This is a genomic window from Mesorhizobium sp. AD1-1 (genome assembly GCF_020164655.1).
Taxonomy (GTDB): Bacteria; Pseudomonadota; Alphaproteobacteria; order Rhizobiales; family Rhizobiaceae; genus Mesorhizobium; species Mesorhizobium ciceri.
The window spans coordinates 232,073-253,957 of sequence record NZ_JAIUGP010000006.1; the positions used below are offsets into that span (position 1 = coordinate 232,073).

Annotated in this window: 21 protein-coding genes; 9 read left to right on the forward strand and 12 right to left on the reverse strand. The window is 62.8% G+C overall.

Annotated features, from left to right (window positions below):
- The first annotated feature begins 37 nt into the window (after positions 1-37).
- On the forward strand, positions 38-823 hold the full coding sequence (locus tag LB519_RS14450) for an NIPSNAP family protein (protein WP_224620308.1): 786 nt from the start codon (positions 38-40) through the stop codon (positions 821-823).
- A gap of 83 nt (positions 824-906) precedes the next feature.
- On the opposite strand, the gene LB519_RS14455 is transcribed toward LB519_RS14450, so the two are convergent.
- Positions 907-1,719: an alpha/beta fold hydrolase gene (locus LB519_RS14455; protein ID WP_063173635.1), complete on the reverse strand. Its 813-nt coding sequence runs from the start codon at positions 1,717-1,719 to the stop codon at positions 907-909.
- Positions 1,720-1,727: 8 nt separating this feature from the next.
- Entirely contained in the window at positions 1,728-2,666 is a 939-nt protein-coding gene (gene choX, locus LB519_RS14460; protein WP_224620309.1) for a choline ABC transporter substrate-binding protein, read from the reverse strand.
- 81 nt (positions 2,667-2,747) lie between these two features.
- On the opposite strand from choX, the gene betI reads away from it, so the two are divergent.
- Together betI and LB519_RS14470 are read left to right on the forward strand one after the other, a co-directional pair.
- Positions 2,748-3,386 (forward strand): choline-responsive transcriptional repressor BetI, encoded by a 639-nt coding sequence (gene betI / locus LB519_RS14465; protein WP_024505714.1) that lies wholly within the window; start codon positions 2,748-2,750, stop codon positions 3,384-3,386.
- Positions 3,387-3,509: 123 nt separating this feature from the next.
- Complete coding sequence (locus LB519_RS14470) at positions 3,510-4,268, forward strand: SDR family NAD(P)-dependent oxidoreductase (RefSeq protein ID WP_127366606.1); 759 nt, start codon at positions 3,510-3,512, stop codon at positions 4,266-4,268.
- Here LB519_RS14470 and LB519_RS14475 read toward each other — a convergent pair.
- Positions 4,253-5,269, reverse strand: coding sequence for a LysR family transcriptional regulator (locus LB519_RS14475; protein ID WP_224620310.1), 1,017 nt, complete (start codon positions 5,267-5,269; stop codon positions 4,253-4,255). The genes LB519_RS14470 and LB519_RS14475 overlap by 16 nt on opposite strands.
- Before the next feature lie 88 nt (positions 5,270-5,357).
- Here LB519_RS14475 and LB519_RS14480 point away from each other — a divergent pair, with 88 nt between their 5' ends.
- The 4 genes from LB519_RS14480 (at position 5,358) to LB519_RS14495 (ending at position 8,611) form a co-directional block, all read left to right on the forward strand.
- Positions 5,358-5,837 carry a cupin domain-containing protein gene (locus LB519_RS14480; RefSeq protein WP_127366607.1) on the forward strand — a complete coding sequence of 160 codons (480 nt, stop codon included), beginning with the start codon at positions 5,358-5,360 and terminating at the stop codon, positions 5,835-5,837.
- Between the two features lie 158 nt (positions 5,838-5,995).
- The gene (gene fumC / locus LB519_RS14485; RefSeq protein ID WP_127368335.1) at positions 5,996-7,393 is read left to right on the forward strand and encodes a class II fumarate hydratase; all 1,398 of its coding nucleotides are present in this window, start codon (positions 5,996-5,998) and stop codon (positions 7,391-7,393) included.
- 235 nt (positions 7,394-7,628) lie between these two features.
- Positions 7,629-8,048 (forward strand): DoxX family protein, encoded by a 420-nt coding sequence (locus LB519_RS14490; protein ID WP_013532413.1) that lies wholly within the window; start codon positions 7,629-7,631, stop codon positions 8,046-8,048.
- A gap of 158 nt (positions 8,049-8,206) precedes the next feature.
- Positions 8,207-8,611 (forward strand): DoxX family protein, encoded by a 405-nt coding sequence (locus LB519_RS14495; protein ID WP_224620311.1) that lies wholly within the window; start codon positions 8,207-8,209, stop codon positions 8,609-8,611.
- A 585-nt stretch (positions 8,612-9,196) separates the two neighbouring features.
- Here LB519_RS14495 and ppx read toward each other — a convergent pair.
- Positions 9,197-10,732: an exopolyphosphatase gene (ppx, locus tag LB519_RS14500; protein ID WP_024505005.1), complete on the reverse strand. Its 1,536-nt coding sequence runs from the start codon at positions 10,730-10,732 to the stop codon at positions 9,197-9,199.
- Entirely contained in the window at positions 10,732-12,933 is a 2,202-nt protein-coding gene (locus tag LB519_RS14505; protein ID WP_013532416.1) for an RNA degradosome polyphosphate kinase, read from the reverse strand. The genes ppx and LB519_RS14505 overlap by 1 nt, the downstream gene beginning before the upstream one ends.
- Positions 12,934-13,144: 211 nt before the next feature.
- Here LB519_RS14505 and LB519_RS14510 point away from each other — a divergent pair, with 211 nt between their 5' ends.
- Both LB519_RS14510 and LB519_RS14515 read left to right on the forward strand, forming a co-directional pair.
- Positions 13,145-13,390 carry a zinc-finger domain-containing protein gene (locus tag LB519_RS14510; RefSeq protein ID WP_013532417.1) on the forward strand — a complete coding sequence of 82 codons (246 nt, stop codon included), beginning with the start codon at positions 13,145-13,147 and terminating at the stop codon, positions 13,388-13,390.
- A 19-nt stretch (positions 13,391-13,409) separates the two neighbouring features.
- Entirely contained in the window at positions 13,410-14,651 is a 1,242-nt protein-coding gene (locus LB519_RS14515) for an FAD-dependent monooxygenase (RefSeq protein WP_127370762.1), read from the forward strand.
- A 74-nt stretch (positions 14,652-14,725) separates the two neighbouring features.
- On the opposite strand, the gene LB519_RS14520 is transcribed toward LB519_RS14515, so the two are convergent.
- From LB519_RS14520 to LB519_RS14550, 7 genes are all read right to left on the reverse strand, one after another.
- Positions 14,726-15,394: a TIGR02117 family protein gene (locus LB519_RS14520; protein ID WP_224620312.1), complete on the reverse strand. Its 669-nt coding sequence runs from the start codon at positions 15,392-15,394 to the stop codon at positions 14,726-14,728.
- 112 nt (positions 15,395-15,506) lie between these two features.
- Positions 15,507-16,256, reverse strand: a complete 750-nt coding sequence (locus tag LB519_RS14525) for an amino acid ABC transporter ATP-binding protein (protein ID WP_031213892.1) — start codon at positions 16,254-16,256, stop codon at positions 15,507-15,509.
- A gap of 139 nt (positions 16,257-16,395) precedes the next feature.
- A complete protein-coding gene (locus LB519_RS14530) occupies positions 16,396-17,553 on the reverse strand; it encodes an amino acid ABC transporter permease (RefSeq protein ID WP_013532421.1) in 1,158 nt (385 codons plus the stop codon).
- Between the two features lie 9 nt (positions 17,554-17,562).
- Positions 17,563-18,750, reverse strand: coding sequence for an amino acid ABC transporter permease (locus LB519_RS14535; RefSeq protein ID WP_224620313.1), 1,188 nt, complete (start codon positions 18,748-18,750; stop codon positions 17,563-17,565).
- 63 nt (positions 18,751-18,813) lie between these two features.
- Positions 18,814-19,842: an amino acid ABC transporter substrate-binding protein gene (locus tag LB519_RS14540; RefSeq protein ID WP_024505009.1), complete on the reverse strand. Its 1,029-nt coding sequence runs from the start codon at positions 19,840-19,842 to the stop codon at positions 18,814-18,816.
- Between the two features lie 443 nt (positions 19,843-20,285).
- Positions 20,286-21,161, reverse strand: coding sequence for a DUF2182 domain-containing protein (locus LB519_RS14545; RefSeq protein ID WP_024505010.1), 876 nt, complete (start codon positions 21,159-21,161; stop codon positions 20,286-20,288).
- Positions 21,162-21,170: 9 nt separating this feature from the next.
- On the reverse strand, positions 21,171-21,806 hold the full coding sequence (locus tag LB519_RS14550; RefSeq protein ID WP_013532425.1) for a DUF1326 domain-containing protein: 636 nt from the start codon (positions 21,804-21,806) through the stop codon (positions 21,171-21,173).
- Positions 21,807-21,885: the final 79 nt, after the last annotated feature.

Consider the following 21,885-nt stretch of genomic DNA (forward strand, 5'->3'; position numbering starts at 1 on the left):
ACAAACAGGACAATCACCCTGTTTTGGAGAATGCCGGATGAACCTGCCCCAGAACGTCGCGCCGAAACCCTCGGCGCTCGCCTCGCCTGTCGTCGAGTTGCGGCAATACACGCTGAAGCCAGGCCAACGCGACACGCTCATCGACATCTTCGACAGCAGGCTGATCGAGGGCCAGGAGGCCGCCGGCATGACCATCATCGGCCAGTTCCGGGATCTCGATCGGCCTGACATGTTCGTCTGGATGCGCGGCTTCGACAGCATGGATGCGCGGAAAAATGCTCTTGCCGCTTTCTATGGCGGGCCGGTCTGGGCGGCGCACCGCGATGCGGCCAACGCGACGATGATCGATTCCGACGATGTGCTGCTGCTCAAGCCGGCGTGGCCGGGCGCCGGCTTCGACCTCGCGGGGGCGCAGCGGCCAAGCCTGGCCGGCGACGAAAAGCCCATTCGAAACAGGCCGCTGGCCGGCATCGTGGTCATCGAGATTCATCATTTGCAGCCCGGCACGGAGGCAGATTTCACCACCCGCTTCGAGATTGAGACGGCGTGCCTGATGACGGCCGACGCACGCCTGCTCGCCGCGTTCGTGACCGAGCCTGCCGAAAACAATTTTCCGCGCCTGCCGGTACGGGCTGACGAAAACGTCTTCATCAGCGTCATGGGTTTTGCCAGCACAGAAGCGCATGCCCGCCACAAGGCCGCGCTTGCCGCCTCGCCGGCATGGCAGGATTTTTGGCGGGCCGCGCAACCCGGCCGGACCAAACCCACGGAAACCTTGCGGCTGTCGCCGACATCGCAATCGCTGGTCGGGATCTATTCCTAAAGCGCGTCGACGCGCTTTAGGAATAGATCCTTTTTTGTGCATGTCATTCTCCCAAAACCGGGGCCACTTTTGGGCGACATGCATCAGACTTCAAATGCCTCGATGATGGTCTTGGCGACGAGGGCCGGATCTTCCCAATGCGGGTTGTGGCCACAGCTCTCAGCCCGAACGAAGACGGCTCCGGCAAGAGCGGATTGCAACGCCTGCTGGTGCGCCTCGCCGAACAGCGGGTCGCACGCGCCGGCAATGATCAGCGTCCGGACTTGCACGGCCCGCGCCGCATCGGTCAGATCGGCGCGGCGGATTTCCTCGAGAATCGCGCGCCAGCGCAGCGTCGGCATCGCCGAGGCCTCTTGCGCCAGGCCAGCGAGAAAGGCTGGAGGCACGTCGGGACTGCAGGCATGCCACCAGGCGTAGAACGGATCGGCCGGCGATATCGGGTCGCGCAGCGCCTCGACGCCCGCGACCAGCGGATGATCCGGCGCGAAATCGGACTTCAGCGTGCCGGCCAGCACCACCAGCCCGCCAATCAGCTCCCTGTGTCGCCCAGCCAATGCGATGGCCACCATGGCGCCCAGCGAATGGCCGACGACGACCGGCCGGTCGAGCCGCAAACGCAGGACCAGCCCAGCAATATCGTCGGCGAAATCGGCGATGCCGCAGCCTTTGCCGGCCTGCGAGGCGCCGTGGCCGCGCAGATCCGGCATGATCAGACGGCGGCCGGCCAGATATGGCGCAAGAAGCGAAAAGCTGCGGCTGGTGTCGGTGAAGCCGTGCACCAACAGCAGTGCCGGCTCGGCGCCTGTTACCTCGACATAGGCGATGTCGAGATCGCCGACAGTGACGAACTGCTTGCGGCCGGCCCAGCCGTCCTGGTCCGCGCAGGCATTCAGCACCGCCGCCCTCACAGGCCGAGCTTTTCCTTGACCACGGCAAGCCCGGGTTGGCCGTCGAAGGTGGTGACGCCGGCGAGCCAGGCATCGAGACGGCTCTTGTTGGCCGTGATTGCTTTCAGCGCGCCGTCCTCCGGCTTCATGCCGTCATTGATCAGATAACCCATGCCGACATTCTCGAAATCGATGTCGAAGGCGAGGTTTTTCAAGAACTGTGCGACGTTCGGGCATTGCTGCAGATAGCCCTTGCGCACCTGCGTCGTCACCGTCGCGGCGCCGAAATTCGGGCCGAAGAATTTGTCGCCGCCGGTCAGATATTTGAAGTCGTACATCGTGTTCATCGGGTGCGGCGCCCAGCCCTGGAAGACGATGAACTGCTTCTCCTTGATCTCGTAGCCGACCTCGGAAAGCATGCCGGCTTCGCTCGATTCGACCACCTGCCAGCCGTCCAGGCCAAAGGCGGGATCGGCGATAGCGTCCATCATCAACTGGTTTGAACCGGGCTCGATGCCGTACATTTTCTTGCCGAATTTGTCGGCGAATTTGTGCAGGTCGGAAATGTCCTTGACGCCGGCTTCCCAGACATAGGTCGGCACGGCGAATGTGTATTTGGCGCCTACGAGATTGACGCGCACATTCTCGACCGAGCCGTCCTTCTTGTAGGGCTCGTAATAGGTGACCATGGCCGGGTCCCAGTAGCCCAGGAACAGGTCGAGGTCCCTGTTCTTCATGCCCTCGTAGATGACGTTGATGCCGAGCACCTGGCTTTGCGGCTGATAGCCAAGCGCCTCCAACAGGACATTTGCGACTCCTGTAGTGAAGGCAAGGTCGTTCCAGCCGGGTTCGGCCATGCGGACCGTCTTGCACTCTTCGGCCTCGGCCGCCTGGGCCGCATGAGTGGCCAACATGAGGCCGGCAAGGCAGACGCCATTTGCAAGGATGCGCAACATTTCGGTTCTCCTCGTCCACAAAATTGACCAATCGGTCTTTTTATTGTCCCATGGGTCAATTCTTGATCTGAACGGACGAAGATGTCAACGTGGATTCGACATGCATGGACCGATGCCGTGAAACTCAAGCGTCTCAGTGAGATCCGCCGCAAGGAATTGCGGCAGGCGGCCTTCGCGGTGCTGGAGCGCGAGGGCATTGCCGGCGCGACACTGGAAAAGGTGGCGGCGCAGGCCGGTGCCTCCAAGGGCATCGTGCTGCACTATTTCCGCAACAAGCAGGAATTGTTCGAGCACGCGATGCGTGAGGCAAACGCCGTCCTGTGCCAGGCGGTGATCGCGCGGCTTCGCCGGGCGCAGACACCGATGGAGCGCATGGATGCGGTGATCGAGGGCAATTTCGAGGAGCATCTGTTCCAGCCGCCTCTCTGCCATGCCTGGCTGTCGCTCTGCGCCGAGGTGCCGCGCGACGAGAAGATGGCTCGTATCCAGAGGGTGATCCATGCGCGCATGCGCTCGAACCTGTTGTCGGGCCTGCGCGGCCTCGCCTCGCCCGGAGATGCCGACGACATCGCGCTTGGCGTCACCGCGCTGATCGACGGGCTTTGGTTGCGGCTCGGCCTGCAGCCGGGCAGCGTGTCGCGCGAACAGGCTGTCCGCCAGGTCAAGAATTATGTCGCGGGACGGCTGGCTTTGGGGGAGCTTGCGACCGCCGGCGCTTAAACCAGCCTCGGCCGGCCTGCCGGGTGGCGGCGGTCGAAGTTCATACCGTGGGATAGGCTGACGGCTTGACCTTGGCCGCCACTATACGGTGCTCTCGACGACGCAGAAATCTCGGAGCATCCGATGAGACTTCACAACAAGCGCGCGCTGGTTACCGGCGGGTCGGACGGTATCGGCCTGGCGATCGCCGAGGCCTTTTCGCGCGAGGGCGCGGACGTCCTAATCGTCGGCCGCGACACCAAGAAGCTCGACGCCGCCCATAAGCACCTCGGCGGCACTATCGAGACGCTGTCGGCCGATCTTGCCACCTCGGCCGGCATCGCGGCCGTCGTCGAGAATGTGAAAAAATCGGGCAGGCCGCTCGATATCCTCGTCAACAATGCCGGGGTGGCTTTCCTGGTGCCGTTCGAGACCGTCAGCGAGGCGCAGTTCCAGCAATCCTTCGCGCTCAATGTGACGGCGGTGTTCTTCCTCACCCAGGGTCTGCTGCCGCATCTGGCGGCCGGCGCGTCGGTGATCAACATCTCGTCCTATTTCGCCAACAAGATGATCCCGAAGCGGCCGTCGAGCCTCTATTCCCTGTCAAAGGGCGCGTTGAACTCGCTGACCAAATCGCTGGCCTTCGAACTCGGCCCGCGCGGCATCCGCGTCAACGCCATCGCGCCCGGCACGGTCGACACCGCCATGCGACGCAAGACCGTCGACAATTTGCCGGCCGAGGCAAAGGCCGAGCTGAAAGCCTATGTCGAGCGCAGCTATCCGCTTGGCAGAATCGGCCGCCCCGACGATCTGGCGGGCATCGCAGTGTACCTCGCTAGCGACGAGGCGGCCTGGACCAGCGGCGGGGTCTTCTCCGTCGACGGTGGTTATACCGCGGGCTGATCCGTCCGGGCGCCACGCCAAGCGCCGACATTTTCAGCGACGCCACTTTCTACAAATCCAAGTACGCCTACCGCCTCCAGGATCTGATCGCGAACCCAGCGATGGGGTGGCTCGTCGTCGTGGCGCGCGTGCCAGTACATCCTGATTTCCGGAACAGCAATGGGAAGCGGCGGTTCAAAGATGACGAGCGGCAGGGTCTCGGCCGCCCAAACCGCGAACTGCCTGGGCACCGCCGACAGGTGGTTTCCATTTGCCACGGCTAATGCGACAGCCTGAAAGTGCGGCAGGGTCAGGCTTACACGGCGCGTTCGCCCGATCTTGCGGAGCGCCTCGTCGGTGGAGCCCGACATCGAGCCGTCGATAGAACGAAGAATATGGGGCAGTTCGCAGAAGAGGTCGATCGGCAGAGTCTTGCCTTCCATGATTCCCGCCTGCCTGATCGCAGCGTTGTCCTGCGCGGCGATGATGGCGAATGGTGAATGGAACAGAGGCGTGCTTGAGACCCAGTCGGAGACCTCCAGCGGACGCTCGAGCGCTACGTCGATTTGATCGTCCTGGAGCAGCCGCGAGACATCGCCGCGCGCGCTATCGAGAAACCTTAGCGACGCGCGCGGCGCGGCGCCAGCGATGCGTGCCGCCAGCGCTGGCATCAGCATCATGGAAAAGAAATCCGCCCCCATGAACGTGAAGGTTCGCTCCAGTTCCGCCGGATCGAACGCCTTGGCCGAATGGAAGACGCGTTCGATCTCGCGAAGCGCCACGCGCAACGGCTCGGCCATGCTCTCGGCGCGCGGTGTCGGCATCATGTCATTGCCCCGTCGCACGAACAGCTGGTCGTTGAGGAGATGTCGCAAGCGATTGAGCGCAGCGCTGACGGCAGGCTGGCTGAGGCCGATCTGCTCGCCGGCACGCGTAACGCTTCTCTCCCGCAGAAGGGCGTCGAACACCTTGATGAGATTGAGGTCGAGCGCGTTCAAATTCATCGCATCAATTCGCCCCATACGATCATTCGATTTCCGTTGTCGGCGTATCCCTGGCTAGATCGTCATCGGCCCAGCAGGCACAGGCAACAGAAGGATCAGACACGCCATGACAATGACCCCAGGCACGATCACAGGCAAGGAACTCTTCTGGTTCAACAACACGCTCGTCGCGATCCACGTCTCGTCGATGGCAGGAGAGGACGGCACCTGCGTCGTCGAGCATCACATGCCCTATGGCGACTCGCCGCCGCTGCATGTGCATCGCAGGGAAGACGAAGTGTTTCACATCCTGGAGGGGAGATTGCGCTTTCAGATCGACGGCCACGAACGCATTGCGGACGCCGGCGAAACCGTCATCGCACCGAAAGGCCTGCCGCACACCTACCGGGTCGAATCCCCGGAAGGTGCGCGCACCCTCACCATCACGCGCGGTTCGGATTTTGAGACGATGCTGCGTCAGGCGAGCCGTCCCGCCGAACAGCCCGAACTGCCGCCGCTGATGGAACCAACACCGGAAATCATCGCGGCACTGGTGCAGCTTTGCGCAAAAAACGGCATCGACATTGTCGGTCCGCCGCTGGGGTGAGAGGCCAAAACTGCGCAGCCCTTCCCTTCTTTCCTTTGTGGGAGAAGGAGAGAAGCGCCGCGCCTTCAACCGATTTGCATCCTCGCCGCCCGCATTCTCCGCTTGAAGCCGTTTGTGCAACGCGATACGCCGTTGCCGACTTCGACAAGGAGAGACCCGTGACCGCTGCAAAGACCAGAACCGAAACCGACACGTTCGGTCCCATCGAAGTCGCCGCCGACCGGTATTGGGGCGCGCAGGCGCAGCGTTCGCTCGGCAATTTCAAGATCGGTTGGGAAAAGCAGCCGGCGTCGATCGTGCGCGCATTGGGCATCGTCAAGCGGGCGGCGGCCGAAGCCAACATGGAGCTCAAGCGGCTCGATCCTGCGATCGGCAAGACGATTGTCGAGGCGGCGCAAGAGGTCATCGACGGCAAGCTCGATGAGCATTTCCCGCTGGTGGTCTGGCAGACCGGTTCGGGCACCCAGTCCAACATGAACGCCAATGAGGTGATCTCCAACCGGGCGATTGAGATGCTGGGCGGTGTCATGGGCTCCAAGAAGCCGGTGCATCCCAACGATCACGTCAATATGAGCCAATCGTCGAACGACACCTATCCGACAGCCATGCACATCGCCTGCGCCGAACGTATCGTGCACGATCTGTTGCCGGCACTGAAGCACCTGCACAAGGCGCTCGCCGCCAAGAGCAGAGAGTTCAATCACATCATCAAGATCGGCCGCACGCACACGCAGGATGCCACCCCCCTTACGCTTGGCCAAGAATTTTCGGGCTATGCCGCGCAGGTCGCTTCGTCGATCAAGCGCATCGAGCTGACGTTGCCCGGCTTGCAGGAACTGGCGCAGGGCGGCACCGCCGTCGGCACCGGCCTCAACGCGCCGGTCGGCTTCGCCGAAAGGGTCGCGGATCGCATCGCCTCCATCACCGGCATCGCCTTCGTCACCGCGCCGAACAAGTTCGAGGCGCTGGCGGCCCATGATTCCATGGTGTTTTCGCACGGCGCCATCAATGCGGCGGCCGCCGCGCTGTTCAAGATCGCCAACGACATCCGCTTCCTCGGCTCAGGCCCGCGCTCGGGCCTCGGCGAACTGTCGCTGCCGGAAAACGAACCGGGCTCGTCGATCATGCCGGGCAAGGTCAACCCGACCCAGTGCGAGGCGCTGACGCAGGTCTGCGTACAAGTGTTCGGCAACAATGCGGCGCTCACCTTCGCCGGCAGCCAGGGTCATTTCGAGCTCAATGTCTACAATCCGCTGATGGCCTACAACTTCCTGCAGTCGGTGCAGTTGCTCTCCGACGCCTCGGTCTCCTTCACCGACAATTGCGTCGTCGGCATCGAGGCCCGCGAAGACAACATCAAGGCGGCACTCGACCGATCGCTGATGCTGGTGACGGCGCTGGCGCCGACCATCGGCTACGACAATGCCGCCAAGATCGCCAAGACCGCGCACAAGAAGGGCACCACTTTGCGCGAGGAAGCGCTCGCCACCGGGCTGGTCAGCGAAGCCGATTACGACCGGCTGGTGCGGCCGGAGGATATGACGCATCCGGGGTAGGCAATTCCAGGAAAAGTGTCTGCGGTTTTCGGTCCGGAATTGCGTCAACCAAAAGCCCGGTATTTCGTGAGGGGAGAATTTACTCCCGTCACGACCTCACCCGAAGCGAATTTTGCGCAGGCCGCCCGATCACGGAAACGTAAGTACTGTGAACAATGTGTCGCCAGTCTGGTGGCTTTGGTGAACAGTCGGTTTGCTCTATCTCCCGGGCATCAACCCATCCCGGAGAGCCACCATGTCCACCAACATTTCAGTCGCCGGTTCCGGCGCATCCAATGCCTCGACCACCATCCTCCTCGGCCGCGTCCTGCTCGCGGTCATCTTCCTGCTTTCAGGTTTCGGCAAGCTCACCGCCATTAGCGGAACAGCGGGCTATTTCGGCAGCCTCGGCCTGCCCTTGCCGACCGTAACGGCCACCGTCGTCGGCCTGATCGAGCTTCTCGGCGGCCTCGCCATCCTCGTCGGCTTCAAGACCCGGATTGTCGCCTGGGTGCTGGCGGTCTTCACGGTCGCTACCGGTTTGGTCGCCCATACCGGTTGGGCCGACCAGATGCAGATGATCCAGTTTCTCAAGAACCTCGCCATTGCGGGCGGCTTCCTCGTGCTGGCTTCCTCGGGCGCCGGTGCCTATTCGATCGACGCCAAGCGCGGCTGAGCCAAGATCCGGCAATAGCCGAACAAGAAAGCGGCGCGGAATTTTCCGCGCCGCTTTTTCGTTGTTGGTGCATGCCCGCCGATCTGTCGGCCGGAGTTTTCTGATAGGATCGGGGCTATCGGGACGAGGCCGGCCGGCGGCCGATAACGGAGGTGAACATGCCCCGCAACGCGCTGCTCCTGCTCTCCCGGCTGCTGCTCGCCGCCCTGTTCGTGCCTTCCGGTTTCCATGCATTGAGCGACATCGCCGGCACCACAGGCTATTTCGCCGGCCTTGGCCTGCCGCTGCCGACACTTGCCGCCTGGGGCACGGGACTGTTCGAACTGATCGCCGGGCTGCTCATCCTGGTCGGTTTCCAGACCCGGATCATAGCGCTTCTGCTCGCTGCCTTCTGTATCGTCGCCGGCTTCATCGGCCATTATGGCCAGGGTGGCGGCGACGCGATGCTCGCCTTCCTGCACCAGCAGATGCTGATGAAAGACATTGCGATATCAGGTGGGTTTGTAGCGCTGGCGATGGCCGGCGCCGGCGCATGGTCGATCGACGGGCACGGCGCGGTTTGATATTTTTGCGTAGATGGGCCCGAGCTGATCGACCCCCACTCCGTCTCGGCTTCGCCGAGCCACCTCTCCCCCGATCGACGGGGTAGAGGAAGGGCGCGAGCCTGTTGCCGCCAACGCTCTTCCAACAAGGCTCCCTTCCTTTCCCTCCGGAGGGGGGAAAGGTGGCGCTGCGAAGCAGCGACGGATTGGGGGAAGCCGGTCATCAAACGCGAAGCCGCTGACAAGTGGCGGGATGAGTTGGTATCCGCGTAGGTCAGATAAATCAGGCTCTGGTAGGCCGTGCCCACTTCACCGAGACACTGGGGCCGCCCTCGACGCCAAGCCAGGTCGACCCCCACTCCGTCTCGGCTTCGCCGAGCCACCTCGCCCCCGATCGACGGGGTAGAGGAAGGGCGCGAGCCTGTTGCCGCCAACGCTCTTCCAACAAGGCTCCCTTCCTTTCCCTCCGGAGGGGGGAAAGGTGGCGCTGCAAAGCAGCGACGGATTGGGGGAAGCCGGTCATCAAACGCGAAGCCGCCGGCGAAGTACGACCGGCAGGTCTATGCTTAAGTCAGATAAGACACGGGTCTGCTAGCAGCTAGCGCCTTATTTCACCGACATGCTGGGGCCACCCTCGACGGCCAGCACCAGCCGGCGGTTGGTGATCCTGGCCAGCTGCGCCAGGCGCCCGGCCGGCCGCTCGCCATAGAGATCGGCCAGCGATGCCGGCAAGACCAGCGCCAGCACGCCGTTGGCGCGCTGTTCCCATTTCAGCCTGGGCATGATGCCGGGCATCGACGCCGTCAGCAGGTAGACGACGCGCATCATCGCGGCGAGCACGCGGGCGCGCTCCAGATAACGCGGTGATGCCAGAGCCTTGATCTCGGGGGCGATGGCTTCGTTGAAGATGCCGTCGTGACGATAGGCGTTGGCCATCGCCAGGAAAGCACGGCCAGGATGGTCGACGCCGAAGAAGGACGCGTGCGCAATGATGTTGAGCGATTGCTTGCCGCGGTATTCGGGATGCGCGCGCCAGCCGATGTCCGCCAGCAATGCGGCCGCGTGGCGGTAGCGCGCCTCGTCCTCGGTCTCGTCGATGCCGAAGGCGGCAAAGGTCTTGGCGGTCCAGTCGACAAGTTCATGCGCATGGGTGACGGAGCGCGAGCGCAGGCGGGCGAGTTCCTCCGAGGCCGAAATCAGCGGATCGGCCTTCTGCTCCGCCTCGTCGAGCAGCGAATAGAGAAAGCCTTCGCGCACGCCGAGCGCCGAGACGATGATCTTCGACGGCTGCATCGCCGCCATGATCTCCTGCAGCACGATGGCGCCATAGGGCAGCAGCGAACGGCGGTTCTTCGAAACGCCTTCGATGCCCTTGACCTTCTCGATCTCGGCCTTGGCCACCTGCTTGAGGAAGTTCGCCGCGCTTTCGGCCGATATCTCGTAATGGTGCATGACGCCAAGCGGATAGTTGGTCATTTCCATGTGCAGCCGGGCAAGATTTCGCCAGGTGCCGCCCACGGCGTAGAAGGGCCTGCCCTGCCCGCCTTTCAACAGCTTGGCCTTCGCCAGTTCGTCACGCGCGATCCTGGCCGCCTGGGCCAGCGAGTTCTTCGCCATGTCCTGCAGGCGCAGGCCGCCCAGCGGCAGCGTGATGCCGTCGCCGATCGCCTCGCCGCTGACATCGACCAGTTCGAGGCTGCCGCCGCCCAGATCGCCGGCGATGCCATCGGCCGGATGGAAGCCGGAAATGACGCCGAGCGCGGAATAGTACGCTTCCTGACGACCGCTGATCACTCGGATCTCGGTCTTCAGCACATCCTCGGCGCGGTGGATGAAATCGGGGCCGTTGACCGCCTCGCGGGCCGCCGCGGTCGCCAGCACATACATTTGCTCGGCGCCGGCCTGGTCGGAAAGCGCACGAAAGCGGCGGAACTCTTCCATCGAGCGCGTTACCGCCTCGGGGTCGAGCTTGCCGGTCGAAACGATGCCGCGGCCGAGACCGGCCAGCATCTTTTCGTTGAACAGCATGGTCGGCGAGCGCGCCAGCCCCTCATAGACGACGAGACGGATCGAGTTCGATCCGATGTCGATGATGGACAGCGGTCGGCGGTCCTGCAGCCGGCCCTGAGAATCAGACAGCATCAGCCGGACGCTGCGGCGTTCTTCTTGCGGCGCTTGAACTGCGCGATGCGCTTGGGCGCATGCGACTTCAGCGCGTCACCCCGTCCCGACAGGCTCGGATTGGTCATGAAATATTCCTGCGCGTTGAACGGTTCCTCGCCCTCCTCCAGCACGACGCGCCGGGAGGTTCCATCAGCCAATACGTCGAAACTTTGCTGATTGTCCATAATGTTGCCCAGCATGATCTGGCCAAGGATCTGTTCATGCACAGTTGGATTGGTGATCGGCACCATGGTTTCGACGCGGCGGTCGAGATTGCGCGGCATCAGGTCGGCCGAGGAGATGTAGACGATCGCCTCGTCCGACGGCAGGCCGAAACCATTGCCGAAACAATAGATGCGGCTGTGCTCGAGAAAACGGCCGACGATCGATTTTACGCGGATGTTTTCCGACAGGCCAGGAACCTGCGGCCGCAGGCAGCAGATGCCGCGCACGACAAGGTCGATCTCGACGCCGGCGCGGCTGGCATCGTAGAGCGCGTCGATGATGATCGGATCGACGAGGGCGTTCATCTTCATCCAGATGCGCGCCGGTTTGCCTTGCACCGCGTAGGCAATCTCGTCGGCAATGTGCTTCAGGATGCGGCTTCTCAGCGTGAACGGCGAGATCGCCAACCGCATTTCGTCCGTCGGCTCGGCATAGCCGGTGATGAAATTGAACAGCTGGGCGACATCGCGCGCAATCGTCGGATCTGTGGTGAAGAAGGACAGATCGGTGTAGATGCGCGCGGTGACCGGGTGGTAGTTGCCGGTGCCAAGATGCACGTAATTGCGCAGCTTGCCGTCCTCGCGCCGCACCACCAGCGACATTTTCGCATGCGTCTTCAGTTCGAGAAAGCCGAACACCACCTGCACGCCGGCCCGCTCCAGGTCGCGCGCCCAGCGGATGTTGGCTTCCTCGTCGAAACGCGCCTTGAGCTCGACCAGTGCGGTGACCGACTTGCCGGCCTCGGCCGCGTCGACCAGCGCGCGCACGATCGGACTGTCGTTGGAGGTGCGGTAAAGCGTCTGCTTGATCGCCACCACTTCCGGATCGGCCATTGCCTGGCGCAGGAACTGCACCACCACATCGAAGGATTCGTAGGGGTGATGGACGACGATGTCCTTCTCGCGGATGGCGGCGAAACAATCGCCGCCATGCTCGCGGATGCGCTCGGGAAAACGCGGATTGTAGGGCGTGAATTTCAGGTCGTCGCGGGGAACGGCGACGATCTCGGAAATCTGGCTGAGCGCCAATGGACCGGTCAAGACGCTGATGCGGCTCGACGACACGCCAAGCTCGCCGGCGACGAAATCGCGCAATTCGCCAGGCATCAGCCTGTCGAATTCGATGCGGATCACCGATCCGCGCCGACGCCGCTTCAGCGCCGTTTCGAACAGGCGCACGAGGTCCTCGGACTCCTCCTCGACCTCGATATCGCTGTCACGGATGATGCGGAACGTGCCGGAGCCCTTGACCTCGTAGCCGGGGAAGAGCTTGCCGATATACAGGCCGACAGCCTCTTCCAGCGGGATGAAGCGGACATGATGCTTGCGGTCCGGCAGACGGATGAAGCGCTTCAGCGCCACCGGCAGGCGCAGCAGCGCGCTCATCTCCTCGCCATTCTTGCGATGGCGCAATTGCAGCGCCATCGAGAAGCCGAGATTGGGGATGAACGGGAACGGATGCGCCGGGTCGATCGACAGCGGGGTCAGCACCGGGAAAACCTGTTCCTGGAAATGGTCTTCCAGCCAGATTTTCTCGTCCTTGGTCAGCGCATCGCGGGTGATGCTCTCGATGCCTTCCTTGTTGAGCAGCACGGTGAGCGCCGAAAGGCTCTTCTGCTGGTCTTCCTGCAGCCGCTCGACCTCACGCAGCAGCTGTTCGAGCTGCTGTTCGGGGGTGCGGCCGTCGGGGCTCTTCAGCGTGATGCCCTCGCGCACCTGGCCGGCAAGACCGGCGACACGGACCATGAAGAACTCGTCGAGATTGGCGGCCGAGATCGACAGGAAGCGGACGCGCTCCAGCAGCGGGTGATTAAGGTTCAGCGATTCCTCGAGAACGCGCCGGTTGAACTGCAGCCAGGAAAACTCGCGGTTGACAAACCGGTCAGGGTTGCCGCCTTCCGGGCGAGCCACCTCGACATCCACGAATTCGTTCTGCACCGGCTTCAGTTCGTTCATGATTCCCGCTCTTCCACACCCGCTCAAGCCGGCTAGCCAGTCACTCTAGCGACCCATGGTCCCTCCCGAAAACCGAAATCGGTTTTCGGGTCATGGGTTAACCGGCTTAACTTATCCTCTGACAGGCTTTTGCGACAGTTTGATTTCATCGAACTTGCAAAGAGGTCTGATATGATCCAGATGCAGACGAGACTGCGTTAAGGAGACGACGATGGCAGGCGGTTCCATTCCCCATTTTCAGAACGATGCGGGCTATCCGGCAATCGACATCGGGGTGAAGGAATTCATGTGCACGGGCGCCAATCCGCCTTTCGACCACCCGCATGTGTTTCTGGACATGGGCGACGACAATGAAAAAGTCTGTCCCTATTGCTCGACGCTCTACCGCTATTCGCCGAAGCTGAAGGCGACGGAAACGCTGCCGGCCGGATGCATCTACATCGAACAGGCCGCCTGAGACTTTCGCGACCAGCCCGATGAACGACACGCGTTCCCGGCAAATTGTCGTCGCCGGGGCCGGTGTCGCCGGATTGACCGCAGCCCTTGCATTCGCCTCGCGCGGCTACGCGGTTCGGGTGTTCGAACAGGCGCAGCGCCTGGAAGCTGCCGGCGCCGGCATCCAGCTCTCTCCAAACGCGACGCGCATCCTTCGCCAGCTTGGCGTGCTCGACCGGCTGCTGCCGGCAGCTGTGCGGCCGCAAGCCGTGGTGTTGAAGAAGGCCGCGACCTTGCGCGAACTGGCGCGCGTGCCGCTGGGGCAAGCCGCCGAAACCCGCTGGCAAGCACCCTATCTCGTCGCGCACAGGGCCGATCTGCAGAGCGCATTGACCGCGCGCGTTGCCGAGGTGCCGGATATCCATCTCACCACCGGCGCGCGCATCGGCGACGTTGCCTCCGGCCCGCATGGCATCACGGCGACGGCCGAGATCGACGGCAAGACCATCGAGGCGGAGGGCTTCCTGCTGGTCGGGGCCGATGGCGTCTGGTCGTCGGTGCGCGCACTTGTCGACTCGGCCAAGGGGTCGGCTTCGCCAAGAAACCATTTCTCCGGCGAACTGGCCTGGCGCGCGACCATCGCGGCTGATAGCGCCGCGGGGCAGAGCTTTGCCGCCATCGGCGCCAGGGACTGCGTCACCACCTTCCTGCATCCCGGCTTCCATATGGTGGCCTATCCCGTCAGCAAGGGTGCGGCCTTCAATCTCGCGGCCTTCACCAGGGGCGACCGCATTGCCGAAGGCTGGTCCGGCAACGCCGACGCCGGGATCCTGACCCGAGCTCTTGCCGGCACCGCGGCAGAACTTGCCCGTCTGGTCGAGCAGGCCGGCCCGTGGACCGCGTGGCCGATCCACACTGTCGACCCGCAACAGCCCTGGACAACACCGAACGGCATGGCGCTGATCGGCGACGCCGCGCATGCGATGACCCCATTCGCGGCGCAAGGTGCGGCCATGGCGATCGAGGATGCAGCGACGCTTGCCGACGCCGTCTACGCCTCCCCTACGGACCCGCTGGCCGCGCTTGCTGTTTGGGAGCAGTCGCGGCGGCCGCGTGTCGCGCAGGTCGCCCGACGCGGCGCTGTCAACCGGCTGGCCTGGCATGCCGCAGGGCCGGTGGCGATTGCGCGCAACGTGTTCCTGAAAATGCGCACGTCGGAAAAACTCGCGGCGGATTTGGACTGGCTCTATGGCTGGCGGGCACCGGAGGCTGACGAAAGCTGAAACCTGCGAAAGGTTGGCGGGACAGAGGGGGGTGTGAAGGAACACGACACTCGCCAATTCGCGGAATGCCCACGCTAATTATACAGCCGCATCGATAGCCCGAGCGATACAGGCAGCGGGTTCCACCAGCCGGTGCGCAAGCCTGCGGTGCGCAGGGCGGCCGCCGTCCAGGTGTTGCAGCCGACCAGTGCGTTGAAATGGCCGTTGGCTTCGTAGAAGCCGTCGAACCTGGAATAGGCCGCGTCCGGAACGAGGATCGGGCCTTCCGGTCCGCGCTGGAAACTCGCATCGATGAAATCGAGCAACGCCGCGAACCGGTCCTCTGTGATGTCGAACCCCGCGATGTCAGGACGCGGTTCGAGGACGTCACCGGCGACATCGACATGCATGACCGACGCGTCGAGGGTCAGTGCCTTCATCACCGATACCGCCTTCAGCTCGGACCATGTCGGCGTCTCCAGGTAGAAGGCGCGACCGCCCCAGCCGAAGACGATGTAGCGGACCTCCGGCCTGTCGGCCGGTATGCCGGCGTCGACCAGGAAGTGGAAACGCCGGCGCACGGCATCGTCGACCGGGATGGCGATATCGGTGTGGATCGGATTGTTCAGCACCAGGATGTGGCGCGTCGCTGCGGGCATGGCGGCGGCCGCCGGCCACAGCGGCCGCGGCACGAGGGTGCCCGTCGTCACGGCGAGAGCGACGACAATCAACAGAAGGCCTAGAAAACGTCCCAGTCTCTTCATGAAAAGCGGCTCTGCAAAAGCGCTCCAGCGCGACAGGAACGGTCGCCTGTTATCCCATACGCAAAAGAGCCCGGCAGTGTTTCAGCCGGGCTCCTCGCAAACATCGAAAGGCCTAGTGCAGGATCTGCGACAGGAACAGCTTCGTGCGCTCGTGGCGCGGGTGGTCGAAGAACTCGGCCGGCGTGTTCTGCTCGACGATCTGGCCCTGGTCCATGAAGATCACCCGGTTGGCGACCTTGCGGGCAAAACCCATCTCGTGGGTGACGCACAGCATGGTCATGCCTTCTTCGGCAAGGCCAACCATGGTCTCCAGCACTTCCTTGATCATCTCCGGATCGAGCGCCGAGGTCGGCTCGTCGAACAGCATGATGCGCGGGTTCATGCACAGCGAGCGGGCAATCGCCACACGCTGCTGCTGGCCGCCGGAAAGCTGGCCGGGATATTTGTTGGCCTGTTCCGGGATCTTGACGCGCTTGAGGAAATGCATGGCGATTTCCTCGGCCTGCTTCTTCGGCGTCTTGCGCACCCAGATCGGCGCCAGCGTGCAGTTCTCCAGGATGGTCAGATGCGGGAACAGGTTGAAGTGCTGGAACACCATGCCGACCTCGCGGCGCACCTCGTCGATCTTCTTGAGATCGTTGGTCAATTCCTTACCGTCGACGATGATCTTGCCCTTCTGGTGCTCCTCCAGGCGGTTGATGCAGCGGATCATGGTCGATTTGCCGGAGCCGGAGGGGCCGCAGATGACGATGCGCTCGCCGCGCATCACTTTCAGGTTGATGTCCTTCAGCACATGGAACTCGCCATACCATTTGTGCATGGCGATGATGTCGATGGCGACATCGGTCGTCGAAATCTGCATCTTGGCGGCGTTGACCTTGATCTCTTCTGCGCTGACGGCATTTTCGGTGGCCATGAGAGGGATCCCCTTGTTCTTTTGTTGTTGGTAATGATGCCTGTCGTTACCCCAAAACCGCTATACACTTTTGGGCGACATGCATTCAGCGTTTGTGGCCGGTGTCGAGCCGGCGTTCGGTGTACATTGAATAGCGCGACATGCCGAAGCAGAACAGCCAGAAGACGAAGGCCGCGAAGATCAGGCCAGACCTCGCCGTCTGCGCGGTTGCCCAGTTTGCATCGGAAAAATTCTGTTTGACGATGCCGAGCAGGTCGAACATCGAGATGATGATGACCAGGCTGGTATCCTTGAACATGCCGATGAAGGTGTTGACGATGCCCGGGATGACCAATTTGAGCGCCTGCGGCATGACGATGAAATACATCTTCTGCCAATAGCCGAGACCGAGCGAATCGGCACCTTCATACTGGCCCTTGGGGATCGCCTGCAGGCCGCCGCGCACCACTTCGGCCATATAGGCGGCGGCAAACAGCGACACGCCGATCAAAGCGCGCAGGAACTTGTCGAACGAAACGCCTTCCGGCAGGAACAGCGGCAGCATGACGCTGGCGAAGAACAGCACGGTGATCAGCGGGATGCCGCGCACCGTCTCGATGAAGACGACGCACAGCGTCTTGATGATCGGCATCTTGGAACGGCGGCCGAGCGCCAGCACGATGCCGAGCGGCAGCGACACGGCAATGCCGACGAAGGACAGGCTGAGCGTTACCAAGAGCCCGCCCCAAAGCGAGGTCTCGACATGCGGCAGGCCGAACATGCCGCCGACCAGCAGGACGAAGGCGACGATCGGCAGCACGAAGAACAGCAGAACCGCATTCAGCCCTTTGCGTGGCACCTTCGGCATCAGCATCGGCACCAGCAGCGCCACGAACAGGATGGCGACCAGGATCGGCCGCCAGCGCTCCTCGATGGGATAGCGGCCGAGCATGAACTGGCCGAACTTGGCATTGACGAAAGCCCAGCAGGCGCCGGTCCAGCCATCCGGCTGGATGCCGCCTTGCGCCACCGTGGCGCATACGGTCCGGTCCGGCCCCGTCCACACGGCGTTGATGAACGCCCAATTGATGATTTGCGGCAGGATCATCGCCACCAGGGCGATGCCGACGATTGTCAAAATGGTGTCGCCGGTAGACGCGATCAGGTTCTTGCGCACCCATGCGCCGAGGCCGGTGACGCTGGCGGGCGCCGGCTGCGCCAGCACCATTTCGGTGCGCACCCAGGACATATCATGTTCTTGCATGTCCTTACCTCACCTCTCCACCAGCGCCATCTTGGCGTTGAACCAGTTCATCACAAGCGAGGTCAGAAGGCTGATGGCGAGATAGATCACCATCATGATCACCACGCCCTCGACGGCCTGGCCGGTCTGGTTCAGCACTGTCCCGGCGGTCGCCGTCAGGTCGGGATAGCCGATGGCGATGGCCAGCGACGAGTTCTTGGTCAGGTTGAGATACTGGCTGGTCAGCGGCGGAATGACGATGCGCATGGCCTGCGGCACGACGACCAGCCGCAGGATCGATCCGGATCGCAATCCCAACGCACCGGCGGCTTCCGTCTGGCCTGCGCTGACACCCCTGATGCCGGCACGCACGATCTCGGCGATGAAGGCGGCGGTATAGCAGGACAGCGCCAGATAAAGCGACAGAAACTCCGGCCGGACCTGAAAGCCGCCGGTCAGGTTGAAAGTCGACTGCTTGGGGTAGTCGAAGCTCAGGGGAAAGCCGCTCAGCGCATAGGCGAGCAGCGGCAGCCCGACGATCAGCGCCGCGGATGTCCAAAACACCGGAAATTGCTGGCCGGTCGCCATCTGCCGTTGCCGCGCCTTGCGCGCGACGAACCACGCCATGGCGATGCCGACGAGCAGGGCGACGAAGATCAGCCATGAACCGTCGCCCCATACGGCGCGTGGAAAATAGAAACCGCGCTGGTTGAGAAAGGAGCCGAACGGCAAATTGATGCTGTCGCGTGGCGCCGGCAATACGGCCAGCACGCCGGAATACCAGAAGAAGATGACCAGCAGCGGCGGGATGTTGCGGAAGACCTCGACATAGACGGTGCAGATCTTCCTGATCAGCCAGTTCTTCGAGAGCCGGCCGATGCCGATGACGAAGCCGATGATTGTCGCGGTGATGATGCCGACGATAGCGACGATGACCGTGTTGAGGAAGCCGACCAGAATGGCGCGGCCATAGGTCGAATCCGACGAATAGGCGATCGCGCTCTCGCTGATATCGAAGCCGGCGCGGCCCTTGAGGAAGCCGAAGCCTGAAGCGATGCGCAACCGCGTCAGGTTGTCGATAACGTTGTGGGCAATCCACCAGACGCCCGCCACCAGCAGCACGACGACCAGCAGCTGGAAGAATATGCCCCGGATTTTCGGATCGTTGATGAAGGAACCGCGGCTGGGCTCCTCGCGAAGTACGTCCTGCGATGCCATTCGACCGTCCCCTGGAAAGAGAAACCGGGAGGCAGATGATCTGCCTCCCGGATCACATTTCGATCAGCGGATCGGCGGCGCGTATTGCAGGCCGCCCTTGGTCCACAGCGCGTTGATGCCGCGCGCGATCTTCAGCGGGCTGCCCGAGCCGACATTGCGCTCGAACATTTCGCCATAATTGCCGACGGCCTTGACGATGTTGACCACCCAGTCATTGGAGACGCCGAGATCGGTACCGATCTTGGTGTCGGCTTCCTGGCCGAGAACGCGCTTGATCTCGGGGCTGGCCGAGTTCTTCATCTCATCGACATTGGCCTTGGTGATGCCGAGCTCTTCAGCCTGCAGCAGCGCGAAATAGGTCCATTTGACGATGTGGTACCACTGGTCGTCGCCCTGGCGAACGGCTGGTCCGAGCGGCTCCTTGGAGATGATCTCGGGCAGCACGACATGGTCGGCCGGCGATCCCAGCGTCAGGCGGATGCCATAGAGGCCCGACTGATCGGTGGTGTAGACGTCGCAGCGGCCGGCATCATAGGCGGCATTGACCTCTTCCAGCTTTTCGAAGACGACGGGATTGTACTCCATCTTGTTGGCCTTGAAATAGTCGGCGAGGTTCAGCTCGGTGGTGGTGCCGCTCTGCACGCAGACGGCTGCGCCCGAAAGCTGCAATGCCGAATTGACGCCCGGCAGCTTCTTGGCGTTGATCATGAAACCCTGGCCGTCATAATAGGTGACGCCGATGAAATTCAGGCCGAGTGCCGTATCGCGGTTGATGGTCCATGTGGTGTTGCGAGACAGGATGTCGATCTCGCCCGACTGCAGCGCGGTAAACCGCTCCTTGGCGCTGAGCGGCGTGAACTTGACCTTGGAGCCGTCACCGAAGACGGCGGCCGCGACAGCGCGGCAGAAATCCGCATCGATGCCTTGCCAGTCACCCTTGTCGTCCGGCGCCGAAAAGCCGGCCAGGCCGGTGGAGACGCCGCACTGGATGAAGCCCTTCGCCTTGACGGTGTCGAGCGTGGCCGCCGACGCGGCGGACGCCATCAATCCAAGCGTGGCGGCGCCTAGAATGCCGATAGCAATGTGTTTCATGACCCACAGACCCTTTTCTCTGTTTTTCAGGAGTAAATCCTGATTTTTTTCTCCCGTGTGAACGCGGCTTCATCCCGGCCCATCCCGAAACCCCGCATCGTAACCGACGCGCCGCCTCCCATTCACAAATGTCATCGAAGGCGATAATTCCTGTGAGGTCAAGGGAAATGACCCAAACCCGAAGAGTTTGAAAACCGATTGCCGTAAATGCCTGATTTACAGACAAACACGCCCGCGAATTAGTCAGCAGGGGCCAATAAAGGCGGCAAAGCTGATGCAACGCCAACGCGGGGCCGATACCGGCCGCGGCAGCGAAATCCATCCAGGGCAAATACCTCGTGGTTGTTGACCTCCGCGTGGGGCGAACTACCATGTCCCAAGATTGTCTTCTGACGATTTACTGGCGGCTGGAGTCCAATACAGGTCGCAGACGAAGACTGTTCTCAAAAGGCTTGAAAGACGATCCAGGTCCCGATGCCAGCCATCAACGCGCCTGAAACGCGCGGAATCAGCTGCCCGGTCGGCACCGTCTTCTCCAGCAGGACCAGGATGGCGATGCCGGCGATCCACAGCACGTTCATGACGCCACCGACGAACAGCAGGGCCATCAGCGCCCAGCAGCACCCCAGACAGTAGGCGCCGTGATCGATGCCCAGCCGAAGCGCGCCGAGCGGAGCGGAGCGGAATCCGCCATGGCCGGCCAGGAACGCGATCGGGGCCTGACATTGGCGCAGGCAGACGCCCTTCATCGGCGTCCATTGATAGAGACCGGCGGCGATCAGGACGAGGCCGCCGAGGACCGCGCTGCCGGTCGCCATCGAGGGGTCGAGCAAGGCAAGACGGGTGAGCAGCCATTGCGCACCGGTCGCCACGAGGCTGAAGACGGCCCAGACGGCGAGGTAGCCGGCAAAAAACCATCCCGTCGAAGCGATGGGCCTGCCATCCGCCCGCGCCTTGCGGCCGACACCGGCATAGAGCAGCAACATCGGTGCGACCGAAGGCGTCATCATGCCGACCATCATCACCGCCCACATCGTGAAGGTGAAAGCGAAATCGGCCAATGCCCAGGCCCGGATGCCTGGCGCCACGGCGGCGCCCATATCCATGCCGCCCATACCCATGTTCGACCCGTCCATATTCGACATGTCCATTCCGGCCATGTCACCGCCTCCGCTGTCCGGCAAGGCGGAGCCGGGCATGACCATGTCGGTGGCGAGCCACAGCACATAGGCCCAGGCGAGCACGGCAATCACCACGAGCGCGGCCATCACGACCGCGCGATCGCGCCGCAGCACCGCCTCGAGGGCCGTGTCGCCCATTGGATCAGGTCAATGCACGATGCCGCTCTGCGTGAGATGCAGATTGGCGAAATGGCTGTGCGTATCGGCCAGCTCGAACTTGATCGGGCCCGTCGCCTTTGTCCAGCCGCGCCCGACCTCGGCGATCGCGTATTCGAAGCCGTGCGGCAGGTCGATGCGCGCCTGGTGGGCAGCGCCGGTGACCGGATTCCGGATCGGCTCGCCACGACCGTCGGTTATACCCTCGACATGCAGCTGACTGGTTCGCGCGTCGACGTCGATGTTGAATTCGATCGGCGCAAAGATCGGGTCGTGGAACTTCTCCAGCGTGGTCGAAAAGACCTGGAATATCGTTGCACCCGGTTCGGTGTCCAGACCGCCCAATATGCGAAGCAGCGCGCCACGTTGGGCTTCCGTCGCCCTCTCGTCGATGATCACCGCGGCTTCGCCCCCGCCCTGGTGTATGGCGCCGGGCCAGCTGAAAATCCCGACGAACCGCAATCCGTCGAGCTTGGTGTCGCCGTGATGGCCGCTTTCGATTTCCATGCCGGCGACCGCCTGGCAGAACCCGTATGTCGGCATGGCGTTGAACTGGCACGGGCAGCCATAGGCGCAGTTGCAGTTGATGAATTCGCGCGCCTTCATGGCCCATTTGACGTCCGGCATGGCATTCCTCCCTTGCCGCGCTCACGCTTGGTGAGCGCGATCCGGATCGTGGAGGACCAGAGGTCAACCGGCAGCAACC